Here is a 21715-nt window from a genome sequence, read left to right on the forward strand (position 1 = left end):
TGTACGTTGCTGTTATCCCCGGTAATGGCAATGCCCGTGGAGCCTTCACCACTGACGCTGGTGTCCCCGCTGTTGCTGACACTGGCGTTGTCGCCATTCACACTCACCCCGGTGCCGCCGCCGGTTATGTCGCTGTTGCCATTGTTGGTGACCGTGGCATTGTTACCGTTCACCTCCAGCCCCACCGAGCCTTCACCGCTGACTGTTATCTCGCCTTCATTTGTGGTGGTGGTGTTGTTGCCATCCACCACCGTGCCCTTGCCGCCTTCGGTAACGTTTGTGTTGCCCTGCAGCGTGTTGTTGGTGTTATTGCCAGTCACCAGGTTGCCAATTTCCCCTTTCCCGGCATAGGTGTTGTCTGCCAGGATATTTTCCCGGTTGTCGCCTTCCAGCCTGTTGCCAATTTTCCACCCTTCGTAGCCATTGCCGCCACCACCGTTGCCTCCGTTATCGCCGCCTTCGTTACGGTCGCCGCCACTGCCGCCGCCCCCGCTGCTGCCACCGGCCGCAATGGCAATGGTGGCGGCCAGTGCGGCAGCGCCTCCCCCGGCCAGCAGGGTGGTCTGGTCGGTCATCCAGCCAGGCAGTTCACTGGCCTGGGCTGCCTGGGTTTCTTCTGGCGGCTGTTCCGTTGCCTGGCACTGCTCTGCCAGTGCCGCCTGCTCTTCACCGCTGAGCAGGCTCAGGTCTACCGGGCATTCCAGGTTTTCTGCGGGGGCAATGGCTGCCGGAGGCGGGGTTTGTGCAAAAGCCTGGCCGTTCAGTGCCAGGGAAATACACACTGAGAGCGCGCTGAGTGCTGCGGTTTTGTTTTTCATCAAACTGTCCTTATTTGTGGGGCCACCGGCCAGGTGCCGTTTCCGGGGAAAACGCTCCGGCCTCTGGTCATTAAAGGCGGCCAAAAAACAAAAGAAATTAAGCAACCGGGGCAAAAAAACCGCACCGGTTTTGCCAGGCGCAGTTATAAGAACAGCAGGCAGGAAAAGATAATTGGTTTGTTCAGCACAAAAGCAGGCATTGATAGGTACAACGATCAATATAAGAAAACTGATCGCTATTGCCGATCGCTGCAATGGATTAATAACAATAAATATCTTTTAAATCAAATAAATAAACAAAATCTATTACTGAAATTAAAATCACAGACAACGGAAATATAAGGGTAACCCCCAGGACACAAACATATTAATAATTACGTTTGTTTAGCTGATATTTAACCCATCGAATTAACCAGAATAATCACTCAGATATTCCTTACTTCAACCAACTATTATGGTTGCCGTAGTTTAAACAGTTATTAACTGCACCCATTGGCGGGGTAAGTGATGTGTACAGGAAAGGTTCACTTCGAAAGACTAACGGTATCACGGTTGCAAGTAATGCCTCTTACGGGAAAAAACATACCGAAAGACGTGTGGGAAAGGGAAGATACAGCATTTGTGGCTGTTACCCTGCCACAAGGAAAACAAAACCCCACTTACAAAGTGGGGCTTAGACCAGGTTAAAGCACCATAAAATGTGCTTTCCCTGCCTTTCACTGCTAACTACTTATAAGTAGCGGCACAAATATGCAGTTGCTTCAGCCACTTTCAGGTGGAATTCGCTGTTAGCAGGAACATTAAACTGTGTACCCGGGCCAAAAGTGTTCCATTCACTTTCACCTGGCAGTTGTACCGTTAACGCCCCGGAAACAACGGTCATTTCTTCCGCCTGCCCGGTACCAAAAGTGTATTCTCCGGGTTCCATCACCCCAACACTGGCCCGGCCGGCACTTTCGCTAACAAAACCAATGGATTTCACATTACCGTCAAAATATTCATTCGACTGAAGCATTTACTGAACCCTTATGAACTGACAAAAAAACACTATAAACAGCAAATTGCAGGCCGTCACTCAAATTCACAAGTCAGTTCATGATTTCACTGGCAAGCCTCGCCACCAGCGAATTAGACAATAATACTGGTACATCAAGTGCCTTTTGCAATAAATCTCGGTGCTTTGTGTGATAACAAGGACTATCCAGCACTAAAACATCTGCACCCTGGTCCAACATTTTACGCCCGGTAGCAACTAAAGCGTCATCATCCTGGGTTAATGGGTTTGCCAGCCCATACACTGGCGACATATATAACCGCCCCCATTTTGCTTCCTGGCCTGCCTGAAACTCCGGTTGAGGCAGGATTACACCAACCTGGTGCCCACCCACAATAGAAGCAACCAGAGGCGGGATCAGGCGTTCAGGTTCCAGCAACATCGCATTTGCGGTGTGCAGGCCATGAAAACGCACATGGCTTAACAGCAAGATCACTTCAAAACCCTGGTTATCCAGAACCTTAAGGATAGCGTGTAATGCCTGTTCAATTTTGTATCGCGATAAACGAACACGTTGAAAATCGGCCAGTAACGCCAAAATAGTTGGTTCGCTGGCGTCGTCATCGGCCCCGTATTGCGCCAGCACTTCGGCACGTGTTTTGTTACCCAGCAGAGTAAGGTAAGTAATTTGTTGCTCAGAAATATGCTCAGACAGCAAAGGCAGCATTTCACCGACTGGCATGGTGTCGATACACAGTATCGCCATCGTCGACTGCAACACATTTTTACCATGATCTATAACAGCTTGATTTAACATGGTCTTTAACCACTGCATTGGAAAAATTGATCATAAAATGATCATTAATTCTGGCAGCAATTGGCAAAAAATCCTGCGGATATATTTACCAATCGTAACCAAACGTAAACCACGGCATCGGAACATGTGCAGCATGCTGATAAACCAGCAGATAAAACACCATGGCCACACACCGCTGTGAAGGGAAATGCTGACTGGTACAGGCACAATGCCAACCGCAAAAAATACAGATTTCTCACCCACCGTATTCTTCGTGTTAACATCTCCGCCACACATAACCAGTATAGCTACAATCCGGCGTGAGCCGGGGAATGAAGGAAAATTAGCTGGCCGCTTTGCTGGCACCGGAAGCCGGGATACGTTGCAGAATATCGGCAACTATTTCAGAAGGGCTCAAAGAAGCATCAATAAAGTGGTGAGCTGATTGCTGGTAGAGCGCTTCACGCGCTGCCAGGACTTCAGAAATCTCATCGGTAATCGTTTTGCCTGTTAGCGTAGGGCGCTGGCCTTCATCGGGGAATGCTTCCAGGCGGTGGGTCAGCGTATCCACTGAAGCGCGCAAATAAAGAACCACCCCTTGTTCACGCATGAACTCACGGTTTTCGTCCCGCAGTATAATACCACCCCCGGTCGCGACCACAGCACCTGGCTGGGTTGCCGACTTCAGTGCCTGGCTTTCCCGCTGACGGAAACCATCCCACCCTTCCTGCTCCACAATTTCTGCCACAGACATTCCGCTCGTTGAGAGTAACCAGTGGTCGGTATCAATAAACTGCAGCCCCAGCGCCTGAGCCAGCGCCTGACCAATAGTGGTTTTTCCGCTTCCCCTGGGGCCAACAAGAAAAATGGGTTGCGTCATGGATTTACATTCCTCTTTTTTCACAACGAACAAGTGACAGATATCAGTGGTCTGCCACTTTACCATTAATTACGCCTTGTACACATGTAAATTTTTCATTACAGCCAAGTTTTTAAAACAAGAAATTCCTTACTGCACAAGGATTCTTGAATAAAATTAGCTGTAAACAATTCATGTCAGAAGCGGGCAGTAACCATACTGGAAATACCCGGTGAAGCACAAGAGCAATGGCCTGCAAACGGTAACAATATTCTGAAAAGCTTTACGTTGTAGCCCCTGTTTACTGCACAGAAATAATGCACACTGAATACTTCACTTGCAGGAGATACATATTATGCAACCCGAAGAAAAAAACCTGATAGACGGGCTGTTTCAGCGCCTTGAAACAGCCGAACACAGTGGCTCCCCCCGTGATGAGCAGGCCATGCAATTAATCCAGCAGCACCTCACGAAACACCCCGAAGCCCCTTATTATATGGCGCAGACGCTACTCATTCAGGATGCTGCCATTCGCAAACTGCACAGCCAAATTCAACAGTTACAAGACCAGGTCAGCCAGTTGCAAACCGCAGCTTCACAGCCTAAAAGCGGCAGTTTCCTTTCAGGGCTGTTTGGTGGCGGGCATACGGCCACACCTCAGCCACAGGCAGGTTACTCCGCAGCACAACCGCCTGTGGGGTACCCGCCACAGCAGCCCACTTATGCCCCGGCATATAATGGGCGTAGTGGCGGTGGTTTCTTGTCGGGCGCCCTGCAAACCGCAGCGGGTGTTGCCGGTGGTATGGTGCTGGGGAATATGCTTACTGGCCTGTTCCATTCTTCTCGCCCGGAAGAAATCGTGAATATCATTAACGAACCCGATTCCGGCCTGAATGGCTTTATGCCCGGTATCCAGGGTAACGACACAGCATTTCAGCCAGATGGCACCCAGGGGTTCACCGATGCCTCAGACCGCTTTTATGGCGACCCGGGGCTGGGAGATGACAATGCATTTACGGGCAACGATAATTCCTTTCTGGATAACAACACTGATTTTGGCAGTAGTTTCGGCGACGGGTTTAACAGCGATGACGATAGCTGGGTTTAACCCCGGCCTTCATCTTCCTGCCTTCCTGCGGTTTCATACCCAGTGAAACCGGGGTAATCTATGCTTGTTAACATCAAAGAAACATAAACTTACGGGAGCGACGCGTGGACAGAAAAATAGGCTTTATTGGTTGCGGAAATATGGGGAAAGCGATTCTTGGCGGGTTAATTAACAGCGGCAAAGTCGCGGCCAGCCAAATCTGGGTCTATACCCCATCAGCCGATAAAGTCACCGCACTGCATCAACAATGGGGAATTAACGCCGCAGAAAGTGCAGAAGAGGTTGCTGTACAGGCTGATATAATTTTCGCAGCCGTTAAACCCAACATCATTCTTCAGGCGCTCAGCAACATAAACAGCAGCCTGAATAAAGATGCAGTGCTGGTTTCTGTCGCAGCCGGTGTCACTTTAGACCAACTGGCAACTGCCGTAGGCCACGACCGCAAAATCATTCGGGCCATGCCGAACACCCCCTCGCTGGTGAATATGGGCATGACGTCGGTAACTTCTAACGCACTTATCACAGAAGAAGATCTGCAGGACGTTCTGGAGATATTCCGCAGTTTTGGCGAAGCAGAAGTTGTCAGCGAAGCCATGATTCACCCGGTTGTGGGTGTCAGTGGATCATCTCCGGCTTATGTGTTCATGTTTATTGAAGCCATGGCCGATGCCGCCGTGCTGGGTGGCATGCCGCGCGCCCAGGCATACCGTTTTGCAGCTCAGGCTGTAATGGGGTCAGCCAAAATGGTTCTGGAAACCGGGCAACACCCGGGAGCACTGAAAGATATGGTGTGTTCGCCAGGTGGAACCACCATTGAAGCGGTAAAAGCTCTTGAAGAAAAAGGGTTCCGTTCCGCAGTTATTGAAGCTATGCAGCAGTGTATGGAAAAATCCAAAGCACTCAGTAAAAGCTGAACTTAAAGGCGATTGCCGGGTATTAAATACTGGCGCGCAAACACAAATGCGCGCCATTTATTTGCTTGCTGCCGGGCGTGGTTACTCAAGGCCTAAGGCGTTTTTCATCGTCCAGAATAAATCGGTCTGGTCTGTCAGGCCCACAACGTTAGCAGCATGAGGGCCGTAAGCCGCCACACGCAACTGTGTACCCGTATGCGCCTGGGAATCCTCTTCCGAATTACCGTAGCTCATCACCATAATGGCGCCATCTTTGGTATTCAGTGCCTGAGTCAGACCCGGTGCTTTGGTCTTTGGCGGAATAATCTGGCTGGCGTGCGCATGGTCTGCGGTTACAATCACCAGGGTGTTGCCATCCTCACGCGCAAACTCTAGCGCTTTTTGCACTGCTTCATCCAGGTCCACAGTTTCACCAATTTGCCCACATGGGTTCGCCGCGTGATCCTGCTTATCAATCGATGCCCCTTCTACCTGCAAGAAGAACCCTTTTTTATTCTGGCTGAGCAGGTTAATGGCTTTCTCTGTCATTTGAGCAAGTGTTGGCACTGACGCGGTGCGCGCCGGGTTCACTTCACAGGTGACAGGTGGTTTTTCCAGGTTGCCATAGTGCGAGGCTTTTGGGCCATTCCAGCGTACAGGCATATTGCCCTCAGAGAATAACCCCAGCACCGGCTTATCCTGATTAGCGGACTGAACAGCCTCAAGTGCGTTAGCATCCGTTACCACCAGGTAGCCTCGTTTTTCGGCCTGTTCAAGCAACGACATCCCGGCCCAGTCGCCAGCAACGGCGTTTTCTGCGAAGGTTTTGGCACCACCACCTAAAGTTACATCGGCACGGGCATTCAATAATTGTTCACTGATAGATCCCGCTCCACCGTTTTGCAGGGCATTCGCCGCGCATTTTTCCAGTGTTGCTGTCGGGCCATAGCACTTACGTGATGTCACATGAGCAACCAGCGCCGCTGGGGTGGCATCCTGAATTTCTGCTGTGGAGACATTACCGGTGGCCAGCCCGGCAGCTTTTGCCAGTTCCAGAATAGTCGGATGAGGTTTGCTATTTACATCTACCCCCAGCGCACCGTTAAAGGTTTTCACCCCGGAACTCCATGCTGTAGCTGATGCCGCTGAATCCGTAACGTAGTCAGGTTTATGGGTTTGCTTATCGAGTGAGTAGTGAGTGTACTGGCCTGTAAGCGGGAGTGCGTCAATGCCCTTGAAATAACCACCAGCCCCCATCGCATAATTACGTGCAGCTGTAATTTCAGAATCGCCCATACCATCGCCAATCAGCAAAATTACATTTTTTGCTGGTTTATCACTGAGGGAGTCGCGTAACGCCTGGGTTTGATCCTGAGTAATGCGCCTTGCTCCACCAGGTGCAGATAAATCACCTTGTGCAGCTCTGTCCATCAGGTCAGGGCTTTCTGCAGCGCAAACAATTGCAGAGATGAGTAATGGCAATAACGCCATACAACAGGCTGGTTTGAACATTTGTATCTCCTTGTAAAATTACTTACCTTTTGCAATACAAGGAGACAATAGTTAATCATTATGACAGTGCCATGACAGGTATATAGCAAAAACCATCGCAGCTTTATTCGCTCCAGCCGCCGCAATACCTGCAGGTATATTGATTAATCACCGCCAGAACAACTTAATAATGCAATATTTTTTTTATATTCTGGCTCAACAGATCAATATTCGGGTCGGGCACATCGTCCCCCGGACGAAGATCGTCAAGCGCTGTCTCAATATTACCAATAAGGCTCTGGCGTTGTTGTTCCCCCATCCCTTTCAATAAGGCGGTAACAACCACTTCCAGTGCTTCAACCTGGGCTACAAGTTCTCTTGTAGCGTCTTCTTTCTCAGCCAGCGTGATAAGCAAATCAGCAATTAAGTTTTTCATGCTGCAACTCCTTGAAGGAATACGCAAACAATTCGCTATATTGCGCGTTCAGTTAGAAGAATAACAACACTATTTTTTGATGACCCGACCATTACCCAAGGATAATCTGAAAAACCAAATGGTAATAAATGATTATTCAGGCGCCTTCAAACTGAAAGCGCCATCAGATAAACAAAACTCACAACACAAAAAACCAACTTCACCGGAAGATTAGCTTTCACGCCTGGCTGCAGCTAACTGGTTTCGCTTACGCAACACCAAAGCAAACTGCAAAATATTCAGCACAACAACCACACCAGTAACCACAAACACCCAGCGAAAACCGATTAATGCTGAAACACTGGCCCCCATCAATGGCCCCACAACATTGCCCAGGTACATAAATGACTGGTTGTACCCAAATATACGCCCGGTTACCTGCTCTGTGGAATATTTCACCAGCATGGTTTGTACCGCCGGAAGCATAGCGCCATCGGCAAAGCCTAATAAAAACCGTAACACCGCCAGTTGCACCGGCGTGGCGACAAAGCTCATAGAGAAAAACAGCACCACGGCAAAGATCAGCGCACCCATTAAAATTTTATCGGTGCCAATCCTGTCGCCCAGGCGGCCAAGGCGTGGCGCGGCGAGTAAAGCAGGAATACCCGGAATAGCGGCAATCAGCCCACTCATAAACGCAATATTATTACTGCCAGGGTCAAGATACTTAATAAACAGGGCAAGAATCGGCCCAATAGAACCATTACACAGCTGAATTACCAGTGTAGTCACACACAAACTAACTATCAAAAAAGGGTAAGGCAGTGCTTTGAATACGGCTTTACCACTTAACTGGTCGGCCTTGCTTTGTACTGGCCGTGCCCGCTCTTTAATTAAAAACAGGGTCACTAAGAAGCTGACCATCAACAGAGCAGAGGTAAGTAAAAATACCGGCCGTAGACCGAAGTTATCCGCCAGGATCCCGCCCATTAATGGGCCAACTATCACACCGCTTATCTGGGCGGTAGATAAAGTGCTAATCGCCCAGCCACTGCGTTCCCGGGGAGCCTGAGAGGCAACCAGCGCCAGAGCGTTAGGGATATAACCCGAAGTCAGCCCCATCAGGCCCCGCAGAATAAAGAGTTGCCAGACATTGGTGGCGTATGCCTGTAGCAAAATAGTGACAGCCATACCCAGTGATGCACGCAGTAGCATCAGCTTACGCCCTTTACGGTCGGCAAGGCTGCCCCACCAGGGCGCTACAATCGCGGAAACCAGAAAAGTAATACTGAAAGTAAACCCGGACCACATCGACAATGCTTCATGGGAATGCACACCCAACTGGGAAATATACAGTGGCAAAAAAGGTAAAATTTGGCTAATAGCCAGCCCGGTAAAAAAACAGCCAAACCAGACTGAAATAAGGTTAACTTTCCAGGATTCCATACAGAAAACACTGCGAGATAAAGATGATGAAGTAGCGCCAGCATAACAGCGAACTTTTCATCCGCTCTCACATAACATGCCATTATTATTATTTTGGTAGTTTATCGGGCAACAAGCGTGATTTGTAGTACAAATACGATAACTGATATGCAAGTATGCTGGCTGTGCAGCATCTCATTCGGCACAACCTGCCCGCTTTTTCCGGATAGCAAAATGGACAAAATAACAGCACTTTGCTCCCCTTTTCACTTCCTGTTCATGAAGCACATGAATCCACCTCGCCAGCGTGATATGGTGTCGTTTTTGATAAGCCTCAGGAATGTGCGACATGGCAAAGTTACGTGTGGGGATCGTGTTTGGTGGTAAATCTTCCGAGCATGAAGTGTCCCTTCAGTCGGCAAAAAATATTGTCGACGCCATTGATAAAACAAAATTCGACGTTGTCCTTCTGGGTATTGATAAACAAGGCCAGTGGCATATTAACGACGCATCCAGCTATCTCCTGAATGCAAACAATCCGGCATTAATTGCCCTGAACCGTTCAGATAAAAACGTGGCGCTGGTGCCGGGAGTTGACCAAAACCAACTGATAGACTCAGGCAGCGCGCATTCGCTGGGCCAAATTGACGTAATTTTCCCGATAGTCCACGGCACGTTAGGTGAAGATGGCTCCTTGCAGGGCATGTTGCGCATGGCAAACCTGCCGTTTGTCGGTTCTAGTGTACTGGGTTCCGCCATGTGCATGGACAAAGACGTTACCAAGCGCCTCTTGCGTGATGCCGGGTTGAAAATTGCGCCGTTTGTCACACTGACCCGCACCAATCGCCATCGCTATGATTTCCAGGCACTGGAACAGCAATTCGGTTTACCGATGTTTGTTAAACCCGCCAACCAGGGTTCTTCTGTTGGCGTGAGTAAAGTGACCAGTGAAGCTGAGTTTATCGCAGCCACAGACCTTGCTTTTGAGTTCGACCATAAAGTTGTGGTTGAACAAGGAATTAACGGCCGAGAAATTGAGTGTGCTGTACTGGGGAATGGCGACCCGCAGGCCAGCGTATGCGGTGAAATTGTCGTGAAAAGTGCATTTTACTCTTACGACACCAAATACATTGACGACCAGGGCGCCGACGTAGTTGTCCCGGCAGCGCTTACTGAAGAAGTCAGTGATAATATCCGGGCCATTGCTGTAAAAGCTTACCAGGCTCTGGATTGCCTGGGCATGGCGCGCGTGGATGTTTTCCTGACACCAGGCAACCAGGTTATTATTAATGAAATCAATACATTACCTGGCTTTACTAATATCAGCATGTACCCCAAATTGTGGCAGGCCAGCGGGTTAAGCTACCAGGCGTTGATCACCCGCCTGATAGAGCTTGCACTGGAACGCCACCAACAAGATAACGCACTGAAAAGCAGCGTTGCGCATTAATTGCTTTACTCTTGTTCTTCTGCCGCTGCCTGCGGGTGGCGGCGAATAATTTTCCCCGCGAGCCAGAAACTGATAACCCAGGTAACCAGCCCCACAGCATAACTTTTCCACCCTTCAGTGGGGAAACCAGCCAGCCCTATCACACCATTGAGTATAAAAATCAGCCCAATAGCAAACGCATAATAGTGCCAGTCACGGCGAAGTTTCGTGCTCAGAGTCATACACAACAGGCTCCATTTACCCAATAAACAACCATTATCCAATATTCTGCACAGCCAGTCTGTGTAGTGTGTCGCGCCGCAGAAACGTTCTGCCTGGGCACAGAAATATGACAATTATTACAGTCTGTAAAAACCAGGATTATTCCGTAACCCAAATTACCACTATTCTGATGTCCGCCATGACATCGGGCTGTAACACTCTTGGTACTTTCTCAATATTTGCCATGCGCGTAACAATTACGGCAAGAGGGTGCACTATGACAGACCTGCCAATTCGTAACCTGCCCCGGGCTCGCCCCAAAGCAACGCTGCCGGGGAATATTGCCTATGCAGTTTTCGTATTGTTTTGTTTCTGGGTAGGTTCACACTTACTCAATATGTTGTCTCATTCGCAAGGTATTTTTGAACACTTGCTACAGACGAACAACCAAACAGACGGGCCGGCTATTGAAATGAGTATGCTGGTCAGCACTATTTTTGGGTTAGTGCCTGTACTGGCGGGCGGTTTTATTCTGGCGGTACTGGCACTGGTGTTTAAACTACGCCGTCTGTAATGTTTTTTGCCGGGAGTATTGCGCTCCCGGCAACCAGCCAGGTTATCAGGCCACTTCCACTTCTTCCGGTTCCGGAATGTTATCCAGCTCCCGTTCAAAGCTACGCAGACGCTTATAAATTGACATCAATTCTACCAGGGTTGTCCAGGAGCTGATCAAATACTGGAATGCCCCGCGAACCTGCCCGAACACATTGGTAATCTGCGTCATCAGCCCCAGTGTGATGGTGCCTGCAGCAATCGACGGAAACAGCAGGAAAATACCAAATACCGTATCTACCTGCAGATACAGAATGCGCACAATATTGAAGTACATATAGTGGAAATAGAGGCGGAAATAGTTTTTACGCACCCCGGTATACAGCTCTTTTACCGTAGGCGGCGTTGCGCGCATTTTGTCGTCTTCACCGTACACCAGTTCTTTTCGGTAAGCCGCTTCAACGCGCTGGTTTTTAAACTCAAGCCCGGGCAGTTTTATCCCGACCAGAGCCAAAAGACCGGTACCAAACAGAGACCAGACAATAGCCGCGATCACCAGGCCATAGGGGATCTGCCCCACGATGGGTAACTCAGGAACATGGGGCGACAACGCCACCAGCACAGGCAGGAAAGCAATCAGGGTCATGATGGCGTTAATCAGGCTGACACCCATGTCTTCCAACGTGGAAGCAAAGCGCATGGTATCTTCCTGCACACGCTGTGCAGCCCCTTCTATATGGCGCAGGCGCTGCCAGTGCTCCATATAGTGTTCGTTCATGGCGGTACGCCAGCGGAACACATAGTGGCTGATAAAGAAATTATTCAGCACCCCCACCACAACCGCTATCAGTGCGATCCCCAGAAAAACGCCCAGCTCGTTATAAAACTGATAGATAGGCACGCTATTGGGCTTTGCCAGCGCACGCTGGATGAGATCGTAAAACGGCTGGTACCAGGCATTAATTGCCACACTGACTTCCACCAGAAACCAGGTAACAAAGACAATTAAAGCAGAACCAAGGATAGACCAGTATTGCCAGCGATGCGGGCTGATTTTAAACCACACGAGAGCAAAGGCACCCACACAAAACAAGTAGTAAGCGTAAAACAACAGATAGCACCCGGACCAGAAGCGTGCGGCGCTAATCGGTACATCATTCGTAACTCCGGCTAAATGTTCCAGCCAACTCTCCCCACCCGCCTGCCAGAAAATCACCGCTATCATCGCCCAGATAAAAGCCGACAGGAAAAAGGCTGCCGGTCTGGGGAAAAAAGACTTGAACATGAAAGAACTCCTGAAAATAACTTCTCGTTATTGGGTTGTTGCATACTGCGACGCTGGCCGGACTTCCGTCTCCATTAACCATAACGCTTTCTGCTACCAGGGCGTTGCAAAACTTGTTTCAAAGCATGAAACAGATTGACAAAATCACGCCCCGGCCCATTGTGCCAGAATGCTGGCGACAGGCTGAACCAGCACCGGGTTACCCGGCACGGTAAAATTACGCCAGACATCATTGTGATGAGCAATCAGTACCTCTGCATTTGCCGCCGGGCGGTTTGCCGTGGTATGCGCATCTTCCGCCACTGTTACGCGGTAGCCAAGGCCAGCAGCACGTTTTATTGTCGCATCGACACAATAGTCAGTGGCGCACCCACACACTACAAACTCAGTAATGCCAGCGGATTCCAGTTCCTGAGCCAGAGAAGTGTGCCAGAAGGCATCACAGGCTGTTTTAGTCACACGTAACGCACTTGCTGGTTGATGAAGCTCCGGAAGTACCTCAAAAGCCTCTGTGCCTGGCTGCATGTCTGCTTCCGCGTGTTGAATAAAAATAACCTGTTCAGCGGCATCAATCAGTTGATTAATACGCTGGCAACACAAGTCACGCGCGACACGTTCCGTCGCAAACACACCCAACTGCATATCGACTACCATTACTGCCTGACGCTGTACCATAGCCATTCACCCCCGAAGAAAAAAAGATATTACCACAGCACAAAACGCCAAACACAGCGCCATACAAAGTGAGCGAATAACCTGAAGACCAGGCGGTTGACAATCATTTGCATTTATCACTTTGCACATACGCCAGAAGTAGTATAAATACCCATTTTATCGAGTGGTTTTACACACAGGATTCGCCTTGAAACGTTGTCTGTTCGCCGTGACGGCATTATTGATGTCATTACAACCACTGGTGGTAAAAGCCAGCCCATCTCCCGACCCGCTGCTTGCGGCTGATATTGTTGACCGTTATGCCAACCTGATTTACTACGGAACCTCTGCAACCGGCATGGCAATGGTGGTAATTGACGGGAACCAGCGGGTTTTCCGCAGCTTCGGTGAGACAAGGCCTGGCAGTAATGTGCGCCCGCAACTGGATTCAGTGATTCGCATCGCTTCACTGTCCAAACTGATGACCAGTGAAATGCTGGTCAAACTGGCAGAGCAAGGTGTGGTAAAGCTCAATGACCCGCTACAAAAATTCGCCCCTGCCGGTGATGTTGTGCCTGGCCACAATGGCGTTCCTATTACGCTGGAAAACCTGGCAACTCACACCAGTGGTTTACCGCGGGAACAACCAGGGGGAGCGGCGCACCGCCCGGTATTTGTCTGGCCGACTTATACCCAGCGCTGGAACTGGTTGTCACATGCCAGCCTGAAAGTCACGCCAGGCAGCGTAGCGGCCTATTCAAACCTGGGGTTTGACCTGCTGGCTGATGCCCTGTCCCGCGCGGCAGGGCAATCCTGGGTTTCACTGTTTGACACGTACATTACTCGCCCTCTCGGCATGAAAGACACCACCTATACGCCTTCACCAGACCAGTGCAGAAGGTTAATGGTGGCCGAGAAAAGTGCCAGCCCGTGCAATAACACCCTTGCCGCAATTGGTAGCGGAGGCGTGTATTCAACACCGGCAGATATGATGCGCTGGATGCAGCAATTTTTATCGTCCGATGTCTACCACCGCTCAGCACAAGCAGACCGGATGCAAACTCTGATATACCAACGCGGGCAGTTAACCCGCCTGGTGGGAATGGATGTTCCCGGTAAAGCCGATGCGCTGGGGTTGGGCTGGGTTTATATGGCACCGAAAGATGGCCGGCCAGGTATTATTCAAAAAACCGGCGGTGCCGGTGGCTTTATTACTTATATTGCGATGAACCCACAAGACAATATTGGTGTGTTTATTGTGGTGACACGCTCTGCGTCAACCCGCTTCACCACTATGAGTGATGGCGTGAACGATTTGGTTGCCGCGCTGAGCAATAATAAACCGCTGGTTATCCCGTCATCCTGACACGATTCGCGCCCACTCCCGGTTGTTGTGGGCGCGAATCGTAAAATAACCATTTGCCATTCAGGTATACTGGCATCACTGATAACAACGATGAAGAGCAGAAAGCACTATGTCTGAATTTAATCTGGCTAACCGCCCACGTCGGTTACGCAAATCACCTGCTGTTCGGGCCATGTTCGAAGAAACCACACTGACCCGCAATGATCTGATTCTGCCAATATTTGTTGAAGAAGGCCTGGATGATTACACCCCGATAGAAGCAATGCCAGGCGTGGTGCGTATCCCGGAAAAACGCCTTGCTTATGAAATTGAGCGCATCGCCAAAGCAGGCATTCGCGGTGTAATGACATTTGGTATTTCTCACCATACCGATGCAACAGGCAGCGATACCTGGAATGAAAATGGCCTGGTCGCCAGGATGTCACGTATCTGCAAATCCACCGTACCAGAAATGGTAGTGATGTCTGATACCTGCTTTTGTGAATACACCAGCCACGGCCACTGTGGCGTGCTGTGCGACCATGGAGTGGATAACGACGCAACCCTGGTAAACCTCGGCAAACAGGCTGTGGTTGCTGCTGCTGCAGGTGCTGACTTCATTGCCCCTTCTGCCGCAATGGACGGCCAGGTAAAAGCCATTCGCCAGGCGCTGGACGCTGCCGGATTCAGTGAAACCGCCATCATGGCCTATTCCACTAAGTTTGCTTCTTCGTTTTACGGCCCGTTCCGTGAAGCGGCAGGTACAGCCCTCAAAGGTGACCGTAAAACCTACCAAATGAACCCGCTAAACCGCCGTGAAGCCATTCGTGAATCACTGCTGGACGAAGCAGAAGGCGCAGATGCGCTGATGGTTAAACCCGCGGGCCCGTATCTGGATATTGTGCGTGATATTCGCGAACGTACCACGCTGCCACTGGCCGCCTACCAGGTGAGCGGTGAATACTCGATGATTAAGCTGGCAGCAATTGCCGGGGCAATTAACGAAGAAAATGTGGTGCTGGAAAGCCTGGGGGCAATCAAGCGTGCTGGCGCTGATATCATTCTCAGCTATTTCGCACTGGACCTGGCAGAGAAGAATACCCTGTAACAGGCTCATGCCAACAAAAAAAGCAGGAAGCCAGGTTTCCTGCTTTGTGTCACACCGTAACAGACCGGGGCCGGTAGTGTTGTGCCGCTTAAGTAACAGCTTCCGGCTCCGCAGTCAGCATGACCAGGTCTTTATCCCAGGCTTTAAAAATCCGGGTATTGGCCTGGCTACTGCAGCGGTCGCATAGCGGCAGAATATACACCCCATCTTCTTTGCCGACTTTAATCACTCTTCCTGCTTCGGTTACTTCGCGGTCGCAACCAAATGCTTCACACTCTGCTGCATGTTTCCCGCGCTGAGCTTCCCAAAACGCCAGCCAACTACGAAAACCTTTTGGTGGCGTTGATTGTGTGGCACCCGACTCAATTTTCAATGAAACCGTCGTCATAAATGTATCCTTACATTTGTGTCACCGGGCAATGTTACCCGCCCAAATTGTGCGGGTAACAGATGGCATTTCAAGCGCGACTCCGTAAAACTTTGCGTGGCTACGCATCCTGACGCAGTGAGTTGTTAATATTTGCAGTAAGGATCACGCAACCACCAGCCACCACCACCGGGCTCACTCACTCAATACCAACCGGGAGCGGGCCAGGTAGCTGCGCAACACGTCCACCGCCAAAAAAGCCACCAGACTTACGCCCATCACCGGAAGGCAATACCCAAGTGCGGCTGCGCACACCGCTACGGCAATACGTGGCCCACCAGGTAACGCAGTCCAGGCGGCGCTCAATGGCTGTTCACTTCGGGCCGGGCGGCGTAACCACCATTGGCGGTAGCCCAGTGCAATTAACACGCACAACGCCAGGCCGAATACTGCCAGCAGGATTTGGTTAGCCAGGCCAAACAGAATCCCCATATGAGCATCAATTCCCCAACGAGTGAGTTTCGCCACCAGCGGGAAATTGGCAAAATGCACGGCATCAACAATCTGGAAATTCGACGGGTTTACGGAAACGGCGTCTACCTGAGTGGGCCATGCGCGGTTAATTTCCGTCACTGTCCAGGCCGTGCCCATTTTTTTCGGCGGGCGAATTTCAATTTTATTTGCTGATATGCCCGCCTGCCTTGCTGCAGCCAGAACCTTATCCCAGTCCTGGACGGGGCCGGCCATCACCATACCACCCTGCATGTGATGCATGGCATGCGGGTCCATTGGTGTGGGTGTACCATCTGCCGTCAAGGATGTACTGACTTGCGGTGTCATCCAGCCCAGCTCACTACGCAGCGTATCAATATTGCCCCCGGCCCAGCGCGACCAGGTCAGCCCGGTGGCAGAGAAAAACACCATCCCCACCAGCAGGGTTAACCCCAGCACAATATGCCAGTGGCGGGTGCGCGCTTTGGCACCACGCACTGGCCCATTGAGCCGTTTTTTTACCCGGGTTTGCCACCACAGCAGCATGCCACCCACTGCCGCCACCCACATCCAGGAAGCCGCCAGTTCGCTGTAATTACGGCCAAAAACCCCCAGTTGCAGGCTACGGTGAAATTCATCAATCCAGGTGCGTAACGGTAAAATCCCACTGGTTCCGTAAACCGGCATATCACCGGTTACCGCCAGGGTATACGGGTTAATAAACACGGCACGGGAACGTGAAGCACCCAGTTCCGGATCAGCAAACTGTACCCGGGTGGTATCTTGCGGACCGGGTGCCGGGCGCACAGCATAAAAGGGTTCAGCAGGCCCTGCATAATGCCTGGCAGCTTCCACCTGGCGGGATAATGGCTGAGCTTCACCTTGTGGCGTAACAAACAACGTGCTGGCGTACCAGGCATTTTCCAGTTGCGGAGTCAGGACATAGGCCGTCCCGGTAAGTGCGGCAAGGAAAATAAACGGCCCGACAAACAGACCAATATAAAAATGCAACCGGCGCAGCAACTGCACAACAGCGCCCCGGCCACCAGCCGGTAATATTTCAGAAGTCATGGCTTACCTGTAATCAGTTATCCAGAAATGACACAGCGGTGCAGCTATCAAGAAAGCCGCACAGCAAAATAAGTGTTAGTGGATAACCAAAACAGGCGGAGCCCTGGCCAGGAATGGACGAAACCACCCGCGGAATGCCGGTACACACACCAGCACAACGGCAGGCATGCGCCGCAATGTAATCAGGCACCACAATAATAATGCGGCAACCCAGAAGATAAGCGGCATATGCAGTAATAACTGGCAATAGCCACAAGCCGCATCATCCATCCAGTTCACTTGCAGTGTGGTTGTGCTGTTGTGCACAACCTCATGATAAGCGGTGTTTTCCCCGGATGATGCGTGGTGCATCCCGTGCTGTTCTCCGGCCTGTTCATGAGCCATTGCTGGCTCATGCTGCATCATCTGTGGTTCATGCTGCATCATCGCCATGCCGGGCATTAGCATGTCGCCCATTTCAGGCGTCATTAACCCTTGTCGCACCAGTGTTTTTGACACAACGGGCGCAACAAACAGCATAAAGATAGCGAGCAGTGCCAGAAAAATACCCACCCGGCCCACTCTGGCGTGGAAATAATGCAACAAAACACGGCCTGCCAGAACAAAATGTTGCGCAATTGTACATGAACAGAAATTGTTTTGTTGCACAAAAATGGCAGTCAGCAGCACGCCACAAGAACGTCACCCCGCTGACATGCACCTGTCATGTTGCCGCTTTAAGGTCAGCCTCAAAATAGAGGAGGAATGACCGTGTTTAGTATCGACAACGTACTGGATGAGTTATATCCCCACCACAAGCCCGGCGAACGCGCCGTGCGTATGCTCAAACGCTTACTTCACGAACAGGATTTCCAGCAGTTTGCGCAAGATTACCGTCACCTCAAGGGGCTGGATATGGTGGAGCAAGTGCTGGAGCACTTGCAAATACAGTGTGATATCCCGGCAAGGGATCTGGAACAAATTCCCGCCCACGGGCCATTAGTTGTAGTTGCCAACCACCCCACCGGCACCGCCGATGGTTTGTTGCTGTTGTATGCCATTTCGCGCGTTCGCCGCGATATCAAAGTAGTGGCAAACCGCATTCTTAGCCAGCTTGAACCGCTTTCTTCGTTGTTTATCGCCGTAGACAACATGAACAACCAGGTACGCAAATCGGCAGTGACAGAAATGGATAATCACCTTGCCGCAGGGGGCGTATTAATCTTTTTCCCTGCCGGGGAAGTGGCCCGCTGGCGGCCAGAAGGAATCAGTGACCGGCCCTGGTCTGCCGGGTTTATCAAGCTCGCCAGGCGTTACCAGGCACCGATTCTGCCAGTACAAATTCAGGCACGTAATAGCGCCCTGTTTTATCTCACATCCCTGATTTCACCGGGGTTATCGCTCCTGTTGCTGATTCGCGAAATGTTCCGCCTGCGCGGTAGCAGGTTACCAGTCAGAGTTGGCGAACGCATTCCCTGGTCTGGCTGGCAAGCTAACCAGCCATCCCGTAAGCTGGCAGCACGGTTTCGCGAGCATGTCCATGAACTTGGAAAACGCGACACCGGGTATTTCCGTACTGAAAAAGGTATTGCCCCGGCGGAAGACAGGCAAACCCTGCGCCAGGCCCTTAGCCAGACTGAATGCCTGGGAAGTGCTCCCGACGGGAAACGCATTTACCTCTGGCGGCGCAATGGCGCAGAGGAAACCCCCATTTTGCGTGAGCTGGGAAGGTTACGCGAAATCGCCTTTCGGGCTGTGGGCGAAGGTACCGGGAAGCGCCGTGACGTTGACGCCTGGGATGACGACTACTGGCACCTGGTGTTATGGGATGACGACGCACTGGAAATTGTTGGTGCCTACCGCTTTATGCCAGGCAAAGATGCACTGAAACAACGGGGTTACACTGGTTTATACAGCCACAGCCTGTTCGACTACCAGCAGGAAATGGAACCCATTCTGGCACAAGGAATTGAGCTGGGTCGTAGCTTTATTCAACCCCGCTATTGGGGGCGACGCGGGCTGGATTACCTGTGGTATGGCATCGGCGCCTGGCTGGCACGTAACCCGGACTACCGTTATTTGTTTGGGCCCGTGTCTATTTCGGGTGGTATGCCGCTGGCAGCCCGCCACTTGTTGGTGGCTTTTTACCGCTTGTGGTTTGCCCCTGCCTGCCCTTTGGGCGTGTCGCGCCGCCCCTGGCCTTCTTCACTCCCGGAAGTATTGGGTGAGTTTACGGGCACAGATTACCAGCAAGACCTGGCGCACCTGAAGCAACGCCTGAATAACATGGGGTGCGGTATCCCGCCACTTTACAAGCAATATTCAGAACTGTGTGAACCCGGAGGGGTGCAGTTTATTGATTTCGGCAGCGACCCGGACTTCAACGACTGCATTGATGGCCTGGTTCTGGTTGATCTCACTTACCTGAAGAGCAGCAAGTACCAGCGCTATATCGGCACCCATTTATCACAAGAAGCCTGATAGCAGCCATCCCGTCAGCCTGGCGGGATGGCTCAATATTGCAAAAATAACTGATTATAATTATCATTTACTCCCTTTTCTCCGTTTCAGGCTACCCGCCGTATGCGTACCCTGCTTGTTGCTTTATGCCTGCTATTCAGCACACTGGTTTGTGCCAAAACCGTCACTGATATTACTGGCCGCCAGGTCACTATTCCGGACAACCCACAACGCATTGTGCTGGGTGAAAGCCGTATGCTGTATACCCTTGGCCTACTGGAACCCGGTTACCCTGCAGGTAAGATTGTTGGCTGGCCTGGTGATATGGCGAAGTACGACCCGCAAACCTGGTCGGTATGGTTAAAAGCCTTTCCGCAACTGGCCTCGGTAACCCAACTGGGTGATGGCTTTCTGGATCAAAGTAATATTGAGCAGGTTATTCGCCTCAAACCAGACTTGGTTATCCTGCCGCAACTGGCAAAGGGCAGTCATTCAGAAAACCAGTTCATTGAATTGCTGGCGCAGGCTCACATACCGGTGATTAAAATCGATCTGCGGGTAGATCTTCTGCATAACACCGTACCCAGCATTCACCTGCTGGGCGAGGTATTAAACCAGCAACAACGGGCACAGAGTTTTATTGATTTCTACCAACAACACATGGCTCTGGTGGAAAAACGGCTGGCCACAATTAATGGCTCTAAACCCACGGTGTTTTTACACCTTCACCTCGGCAGGCGTGATACTTGCTGTACCACTGTTGCTCATGGCAATTTGGGGCAATTACTGGATTTCGCTGGCGGGGACAATATTGCCAAACCATTGCTTAAAGGCGTTTTTGGTAATCTGTCATCAGAACAATTACTCGCCAGCCAGCCTGAGGTCTACATTGGCACAGGAATGAGCAACAGTGGGCGCACATTGCAACTCGGCCCGCAGGTTAGCCAGCAACAGGCAGAAGACAGCATGAAACGCGCGATAGCCGCTCAACAACCTCTGAGCTACCTCAATGCGGTACGCCAGGGGAACGCGTGGGGGCTGTGGCATAATTTCTACCTCAGCCCGTACCATGTTGCGGCAGTCGAATTCTTTGCAAAAACCTTCTACCCACAACAATTTGCCGACATTAACCCGGAACAAACACTGAAAACACTTTACCAGCGTTTCCTGCCCATTCCTTACAGCGGCACATTCTGGGTCAGGCTGCCAGTTGCCAAATAATGCCGGGCGGTCAAAGTATCTGACGGAAACCCGGATAACCCAATCACCCGCGCAATGGGCTCTTCTATTGCACATTGCCAGATACCCCCAAGCAACCTTGCCTGGGGCCGCATTTGCACCGCTATTTGCTCCATTGCTTCTTCATAGCTGGTAATCAACCCACGGGCAAAAGGTGATAACAGCACCACCAGTAAACTGTTTTGTTCAGCCAGCGGCAGGCGCGCGGTGATATTTTTTGCCAGGGTTTCCGGTTGGTAATTACGCACGATGCAGTGCTGGAGTGTCCGGCCCGCTTTAAGAATTTGCGAAACATCTTCGCATTCCGTCATGACCAGGCCCGGTTGTAACAATGGCACCAGTAATGTCATTAACCTCGCCTGCAACCCACGCATCAACGGCCCTTGTACCGGCCAGACAATAACGCCTTTGGGTAAATTAGCCGGCGCACCTGCCCCCGCAGGTAACAACAACACCACCAGGCCATCGCACTGTGCCAGAGTTTCCAGTGGAAGCTCCACCCCCGGGAAAACCAGGGTCAGAAAAGCCTGCTGTGAATTTTTCGGTGTCAGGCTGGTTATACGCTGCCAGCATGGCTGCCCACCAAATACAGGCAACTGATTAATTAAGTGGGTATCGCCATCATTCAATATCACATTAATCAATAAAGGCCGCACAAGAGATTGCATGCCAATAAAAAGTTCAGCAAACGATTGTCTGTCCATTTAATACAT

General features: G+C 51.0%; 22 protein-coding genes and 1 pseudogene. 9 read left to right on the forward strand and 14 right to left on the reverse strand.

What is annotated here, in order from left to right:
• Window positions 1-818 (reverse strand): annotated as a pseudogene (locus DES37_RS23020) (hypothetical protein); the annotation flags it as partial.
• A gap of 33 nt (window positions 819-851) precedes the next feature.
• On the opposite strand from DES37_RS23020, the gene DES37_RS23025 reads away from it, so the two are divergent.
• Entirely contained in the window at window positions 852-1160 is a 309-nt protein-coding gene (locus tag DES37_RS23025) for a hypothetical protein (protein ID WP_110028010.1), read from the forward strand.
• Between the two features lie 388 nt (window positions 1161-1548).
• On the opposite strand, the gene ppnP is transcribed toward DES37_RS23025, so the two are convergent.
• The 3 genes from ppnP to aroL form a co-directional block, all read right to left on the reverse strand.
• Window positions 1549-1833: a pyrimidine/purine nucleoside phosphorylase gene (gene ppnP / locus DES37_RS23030; RefSeq protein WP_036110215.1), complete on the reverse strand. Its 285-nt coding sequence runs from the start codon at window positions 1831-1833 to the stop codon at window positions 1549-1551.
• A gap of 73 nt (window positions 1834-1906) precedes the next feature.
• Window positions 1907-2590 carry an AroM family protein gene (locus tag DES37_RS23035; RefSeq protein ID WP_036110817.1) on the reverse strand — a complete coding sequence of 228 codons (684 nt, stop codon included), beginning with the start codon at window positions 2588-2590 and terminating at the stop codon, window positions 1907-1909.
• 361 nt (window positions 2591-2951) lie between these two features.
• On the reverse strand, window positions 2952-3488 hold the full coding sequence (gene aroL / locus DES37_RS23045) for a shikimate kinase AroL (protein WP_110028061.1): 537 nt from the start codon (window positions 3486-3488) through the stop codon (window positions 2952-2954).
• A 334-nt stretch (window positions 3489-3822) separates the two neighbouring features.
• On the opposite strand from aroL, the gene DES37_RS23050 reads away from it, so the two are divergent.
• Together DES37_RS23050 and proC are read left to right on the forward strand one after the other, a co-directional pair.
• On the forward strand, window positions 3823-4575 hold the full coding sequence (locus DES37_RS23050) for a DUF2076 domain-containing protein (RefSeq protein WP_110028012.1): 753 nt from the start codon (window positions 3823-3825) through the stop codon (window positions 4573-4575).
• Between the two features lie 104 nt (window positions 4576-4679).
• Window positions 4680-5489, forward strand: coding sequence for a pyrroline-5-carboxylate reductase (gene proC / locus DES37_RS23055; RefSeq protein ID WP_110028013.1), 810 nt, complete (start codon window positions 4680-4682; stop codon window positions 5487-5489).
• 81 nt (window positions 5490-5570) lie between these two features.
• Here proC and phoA read toward each other — a convergent pair whose 3' ends face one another.
• From phoA to DES37_RS23070, 3 genes are all read right to left on the reverse strand, one after another.
• The gene (phoA, locus tag DES37_RS23060) at window positions 5571-6980 is read right to left on the reverse strand and encodes an alkaline phosphatase (RefSeq protein ID WP_110028014.1); all 1410 of its coding nucleotides are present in this window, start codon (window positions 6978-6980) and stop codon (window positions 5571-5573) included.
• A 163-nt stretch (window positions 6981-7143) separates the two neighbouring features.
• A complete protein-coding gene (gene iraP, locus DES37_RS23065; protein ID WP_110028015.1) occupies window positions 7144-7395 on the reverse strand; it encodes an anti-adapter protein IraP in 252 nt (83 codons plus the stop codon).
• A 210-nt stretch (window positions 7396-7605) separates the two neighbouring features.
• Window positions 7606-8820, reverse strand: a complete 1215-nt coding sequence (locus tag DES37_RS23070) for a multidrug efflux MFS transporter (protein WP_036110231.1) — start codon at window positions 8818-8820, stop codon at window positions 7606-7608.
• Window positions 8821-9148: 328 nt separating this feature from the next.
• On the opposite strand from DES37_RS23070, the gene ddlA reads away from it, so the two are divergent.
• On the forward strand, window positions 9149-10249 hold the full coding sequence (gene ddlA, locus DES37_RS23075; RefSeq protein ID WP_110028016.1) for a D-alanine--D-alanine ligase: 1101 nt from the start codon (window positions 9149-9151) through the stop codon (window positions 10247-10249).
• 5 nt (window positions 10250-10254) lie between these two features.
• Here ddlA and DES37_RS23080 read toward each other — a convergent pair whose 3' ends face one another.
• Entirely contained in the window at window positions 10255-10470 is a 216-nt protein-coding gene (locus DES37_RS23080; protein ID WP_110028017.1) for a DUF2754 family protein, read from the reverse strand.
• Between the two features lie 257 nt (window positions 10471-10727).
• Here DES37_RS23080 and DES37_RS23085 point away from each other — a divergent pair, with 257 nt between their 5' ends.
• Window positions 10728-11024 (forward strand): DUF2755 family protein, encoded by a 297-nt coding sequence (locus tag DES37_RS23085; protein WP_110028062.1) that lies wholly within the window; start codon window positions 10728-10730, stop codon window positions 11022-11024.
• Between the two features lie 45 nt (window positions 11025-11069).
• On the opposite strand, the gene sbmA is transcribed toward DES37_RS23085, so the two are convergent.
• Both sbmA and DES37_RS23095 read right to left on the reverse strand, forming a co-directional pair.
• Window positions 11070-12287: a peptide antibiotic transporter SbmA gene (gene sbmA, locus DES37_RS23090; RefSeq protein WP_110028018.1), complete on the reverse strand. Its 1218-nt coding sequence runs from the start codon at window positions 12285-12287 to the stop codon at window positions 11070-11072.
• Between the two features lie 144 nt (window positions 12288-12431).
• Window positions 12432-12962 carry an isochorismatase family protein gene (locus DES37_RS23095; protein ID WP_110028019.1) on the reverse strand — a complete coding sequence of 177 codons (531 nt, stop codon included), beginning with the start codon at window positions 12960-12962 and terminating at the stop codon, window positions 12432-12434.
• Between the two features lie 187 nt (window positions 12963-13149).
• On the opposite strand from DES37_RS23095, the gene ampH reads away from it, so the two are divergent.
• Both ampH and hemB read left to right on the forward strand, forming a co-directional pair.
• Complete coding sequence (gene ampH, locus DES37_RS23100) at window positions 13150-14307, forward strand: D-alanyl-D-alanine-carboxypeptidase/endopeptidase AmpH (protein ID WP_110028020.1); 1158 nt, start codon at window positions 13150-13152, stop codon at window positions 14305-14307.
• 109 nt (window positions 14308-14416) lie between these two features.
• Window positions 14417-15394, forward strand: coding sequence for a porphobilinogen synthase (gene hemB / locus DES37_RS23105; RefSeq protein WP_110028021.1), 978 nt, complete (start codon window positions 14417-14419; stop codon window positions 15392-15394).
• An 88-nt stretch (window positions 15395-15482) separates the two neighbouring features.
• Here the strand turns inward: hemB and DES37_RS23110 are convergent, their stop codons facing one another.
• From DES37_RS23110 to DES37_RS23120, 3 genes are all read right to left on the reverse strand, one after another.
• On the reverse strand, window positions 15483-15782 hold the full coding sequence (locus tag DES37_RS23110) for a hypothetical protein (protein ID WP_110028022.1): 300 nt from the start codon (window positions 15780-15782) through the stop codon (window positions 15483-15485).
• Window positions 15783-15956: 174 nt separating this feature from the next.
• Window positions 15957-17324 carry a PepSY-associated TM helix domain-containing protein gene (locus DES37_RS23115; protein WP_110028023.1) on the reverse strand — a complete coding sequence of 456 codons (1368 nt, stop codon included), beginning with the start codon at window positions 17322-17324 and terminating at the stop codon, window positions 15957-15959.
• Window positions 17325-17399: 75 nt separating this feature from the next.
• The gene (locus tag DES37_RS23120) at window positions 17400-17909 is read right to left on the reverse strand and encodes a DUF2946 domain-containing protein (RefSeq protein WP_146211549.1); all 510 of its coding nucleotides are present in this window, start codon (window positions 17907-17909) and stop codon (window positions 17400-17402) included.
• Window positions 17910-18074: 165 nt separating this feature from the next.
• On the opposite strand from DES37_RS23120, the gene olsF reads away from it, so the two are divergent.
• Both olsF and DES37_RS23130 read left to right on the forward strand, forming a co-directional pair.
• Window positions 18075-19784, forward strand: coding sequence for a bifunctional ornithine lipid synthase OlsF (gene olsF / locus DES37_RS23125; protein WP_110028063.1), 1710 nt, complete (start codon window positions 18075-18077; stop codon window positions 19782-19784).
• Window positions 19785-19886: 102 nt separating this feature from the next.
• Window positions 19887-20984: an ABC transporter substrate-binding protein gene (locus DES37_RS23130; RefSeq protein ID WP_110028025.1), complete on the forward strand. Its 1098-nt coding sequence runs from the start codon at window positions 19887-19889 to the stop codon at window positions 20982-20984.
• Here DES37_RS23130 and DES37_RS23135 read toward each other — a convergent pair.
• Complete coding sequence (locus tag DES37_RS23135) at window positions 20942-21706, reverse strand: hypothetical protein (protein ID WP_036110255.1); 765 nt, start codon at window positions 21704-21706, stop codon at window positions 20942-20944. The genes DES37_RS23130 and DES37_RS23135 overlap by 43 nt on opposite strands.
• Between the last annotated feature and the right edge of the window lie 9 nt (window positions 21707-21715).

The sequence above is a fragment of the Mangrovibacter plantisponsor genome (assembly GCF_003182475.1).
In the GTDB taxonomy this organism is placed as follows: domain Bacteria; phylum Pseudomonadota; class Gammaproteobacteria; order Enterobacterales; family Enterobacteriaceae; genus Mangrovibacter; species Mangrovibacter plantisponsor.